This is a genomic window from Cupriavidus sp. FW305-26 (genome assembly GCF_058787975.1).
The window spans coordinates 1-3,424 of record NZ_JBYTAH010000149.1; the positions used below are offsets into that span (position 1 = coordinate 1).

General features: G+C 58.5%; 3 protein-coding genes. All 3 read right to left on the reverse strand.

Translation table 11 applies throughout. The features are described 5' to 3' along the window. Positions 1-116: 116 nt before the first annotated feature. Genes AC3WQZ_RS35535 through AC3WQZ_RS35545 form a run of 3 tightly spaced genes read right to left on the reverse strand, consistent with a single transcriptional unit; the run spans position 117 to position 3,294 of the window. Positions 117-1,115, reverse strand: coding sequence for a site-specific integrase (locus AC3WQZ_RS35535; RefSeq protein WP_454750783.1), 999 nt, complete (start codon positions 1,113-1,115; stop codon positions 117-119). Continuing rightward, positions 1,112-2,056 carry a tyrosine-type recombinase/integrase gene (locus AC3WQZ_RS35540; RefSeq protein WP_454750782.1) on the reverse strand — a complete coding sequence of 315 codons (945 nt, stop codon included), beginning with the start codon at positions 2,054-2,056 and terminating at the stop codon, positions 1,112-1,114. The genes AC3WQZ_RS35535 and AC3WQZ_RS35540 overlap by 4 nt, the downstream gene beginning before the upstream one ends. After that, positions 2,053-3,294, reverse strand: a complete 1,242-nt coding sequence (locus AC3WQZ_RS35545) for a site-specific integrase (RefSeq protein ID WP_454750781.1) — start codon at positions 3,292-3,294, stop codon at positions 2,053-2,055. The genes AC3WQZ_RS35540 and AC3WQZ_RS35545 overlap by 4 nt, the downstream gene beginning before the upstream one ends. Between the last annotated feature and the right edge of the window lie 130 nt (positions 3,295-3,424).

Consider the following 3,424-nt stretch of genomic DNA (forward strand, 5'->3'; position numbering starts at 1 on the left):
CACTATATACCCTACCGGATTATGTCGGGTAACACGATTGAGCTCCGACGATCGACCAAAGATTGCGGTCATAAAGCAGATGTTCTCAAGCAATCACCCGACATAATTTACAGGGTTCAAAGACTGTTCAGGAAGTCGAGGAGCTCATCTGTCGGCTTGAAGCGTCCTGGCTTGCCGCGTCGCGGAGTTGCCTTCTCTAGGGCCTGTTCCTTCATCGCAAGAGTCGCTTCGACATAAATCTCGGTGGTTTCCACCGATTCATGTCCGAGCCACAACGCGATGACCGAGCGACGAACGCCTTGTTGCAGAAGGTCCATGGCCATGGTGTGTCTTAAACAGTGGACAGTGACCCGCTTCTGCTTCAATGACGGGCAAACTTCACACGCGGTCTTGCGGTGCTTGTTTAGCAGGTACTGCACACCATGGACACTGAGGCGTTCACCCCGCTCACTGGGAAACAGAACTGTGCCATCACCGCGTTGTGGTTCTCGCAACCACGCTTTCAGTACGGTGCGTGTGGATCTGGCGATAGGTGTACAGCGCTGTTTTCGACCTTTCCCGATCACCTGCACGTGAGCGCCGGCTCCGAGGATCAGATCCTCGCGATTGAGCCCGGTCATCTCGGATAGGCGAAGGCCGGTCTGTACCGCGACCAATAGAAAGGCGTGGTCACGTCGGCCAGACCAGGTACGTTGATCAGGGGCGGCAAGCAAGGCGTCGACTTCTGGACGCGTCAGGAAGTGAACCAGCGTACGGGTGAAGCGTTTGCTGGGAATGGCAAGCACTCGCTGGATCTGGGCGGAATTGGCCGGTGTTTCGAGCGCGACGTAACGAAAGAAGGAATGGATTGCCGCGAGGCGCAGATTGCGGGTGCGAACGCTAACGCCCTGGTGCTTCTCAAGCTCATCGAGAAACGAGACGATCAGAGGAGCATCGATGTCCTCGAAGTTCAGCCGGGACGGTGGCCGATGCAGGCGCTGCTGCACGAACTTCAGGAATTGCCGAAAGGTGTCGCGATAGGAACTGATGGTGTGAGGACTCGCCTGGCGCTGCTGCATCAGGCGCTGCGTGAAGAAACGTTCCAGTAGTGGAGCAAAGGTGGCAGAAGTAGTCATGGCCGGTCACCCCAGCGCTGTTCGAGTCGGCGCATCGCCTCACGCATCAGTTCGGGCGAGCCGCTTAAATACCACTGCGTATCCTCAACGTGGACATGGCCGAGGTAGGCCGACAGGATTGGCAGACGGCGCTCGGGATCCTGATCGGACTGGTACCAGCGTACAAGTGTGTTCGTCGCGAAAACGTGTCTCATGTCGTGCAGACGCGGGCCGTGACTGTCGGATGCGCCGCGCAAGCCGATTTGCCGCGACAACGCATAGAAAGCGCGGTGAATCTGTCCAGTGTCCATCCGGTTTCCCCAGCTCGAAACGAACAGGTAGGAAGACACCGGCCGCCCCGCCCAATGATGCTCGCGTCGTGCGATATAGCCTGCGAGCACCTTGGAGGTCGAGGCATGCAAAGGAACGAATCTCGACTTGCCTAGCTTTGCGCCACGGATCGTCAGTATCCCCGCCGTCAGATCCACGTCCTGTATCTCGAGATTGCGCGCCTCACCCAGACGCATTCCCGATACGCTCAGTAATCCGAACAGGCAATGATAGGTCGACGGCAGAAGTGCTTCCCGTTCATTGTGGTATGGCATCTCAAGCGCAGCCCGCAATAGTGCACGGATCTCGCCGTCCGAATATAAGTACGGTCGAGCCCGCTTGGGTTGGAACGGTAACAAGCCCGGCGCTGGTATCTCGGTGCGAAGATCGGTGGCACTGCGATGGCGCGCAAACTGGCGTACATAGCACAGTCGTCGCGCCCATTCCGCGGGTTGGACATTCAATGGCTGTCGAGCCCAGGCGAGAGCCAACGCCTGAGTAATGTAAGAAGCTCGATGCCGTTCCATGAACGCGACGAAATCTGGTAGCGCCTTGCCTGCCTCCTTCAGCTTGAATCCCAGGCTGCGTCTCAGATCGAGGTAATCCTGAACGGCTTGGCGAAGCGTGTTCATCGTGCACCTCCCGGCCAGGGCAAAGCGAGTGTGCGCAATGCCTTAATGTCTACCTTCGAATAGATCGCTGTAGTCTGTGGATGATGATGCCCCAACACCTCGCCGATCTCGCTGAGCGAGGCCCCATGGTTCAACATCTGGGTGGCCAGGCCGTGGCGGAACTGATGGGCACCCGTCGTAGGCGCGTCGATGCCGGCGCGCTGAAGCGAACGCCGCACGATGGGGCTGACGCCATTTGTTCCAAAGCCTGTTATGGGCGCCCTCGCACTTAAAAATACGCGGCGACTGGCGCTAGGTGGACGCCCATGCTGCAAGTATGCGGCGATCGCCTTGCCGACGTCCGCGGGTAAGGGTAGCTCGTTGCGTTGTCCACTCTTGCCACGCACGCTCAACTGGCCCGCGCCCCAGTCGATATCATCGAGCTCGAGAACAGCCACCTCACCAGAGCGCAATCCCAGTCGCGCGAGCAGGAGCAGGATGGCGTAGTCGCGGCGACCGACTGCAGTGTGTCGATCGATGCTAGCCAGCAGCTGTCGCGTCTGGTCAGCGGAAATCGCACGAGGAATTGATGGCATCGACCAGTTGGCGACGACTGGAACGGCGGCAGCCAGGTCCAGCGTAACGTCGCCACGATAGCGCGCGTAGCGTAGAAAAGATCGCAGGGCAGTGGTCATGAGTTTCGCGCGCTTTAAATGCAGACGTGGTGCGTTAAGCTGCACAAAACCCACGACGTCTGCGGCACGTAGTTGCGAAAGCATGACCTTCCCGTCACCGAAACGATAGTGAAGAAAATCGCGGACGAACGGCACGTAGTAAATGACCGTTGCCGCGGCTAGAGCCTGTGCGTCGCGCAAGTACTCGGCGTATGCCTGTGCACAGATCTCAGCCGGTGGCACCCGACGTGTCGCTGCCTTCTCGACAGGAATCACGCCCTCACTCCGCAAGAAATCGATGAGATGTCTGAGCGCAGCCCGATCGTCAAGGCATGATCGGCCTCGGACATGGCGGACGCGATAACGTAAGTACCGTATCGTGTGGTCGGAGCGGATGTCCCGTGCACCCACGCCTCTCTGTTTTAGCCATTGGCTAAAGCGTGCGGCGATTCGGACCTGCACCTTCAGTCGTTCTACGCTGTATCCCTGCGCGCTGAGCGCATCCGCAAAGGCTACCAAATGGGCTGCGAGCGGACCTTCCGGTGCTCGCGCGAGAACGACCTGATCATGAATGACGTACTTCACGATGAACTCCTTCCCCGACATGGGGAGCGGGTGGAAGGAGTCAAGATTATCTCTATCCGGCGTCGCCCGTTTGCCCTGAAAAACGGGCCATCACGCGATTACGAGACATAATCCGGTAGGGTATATAGTG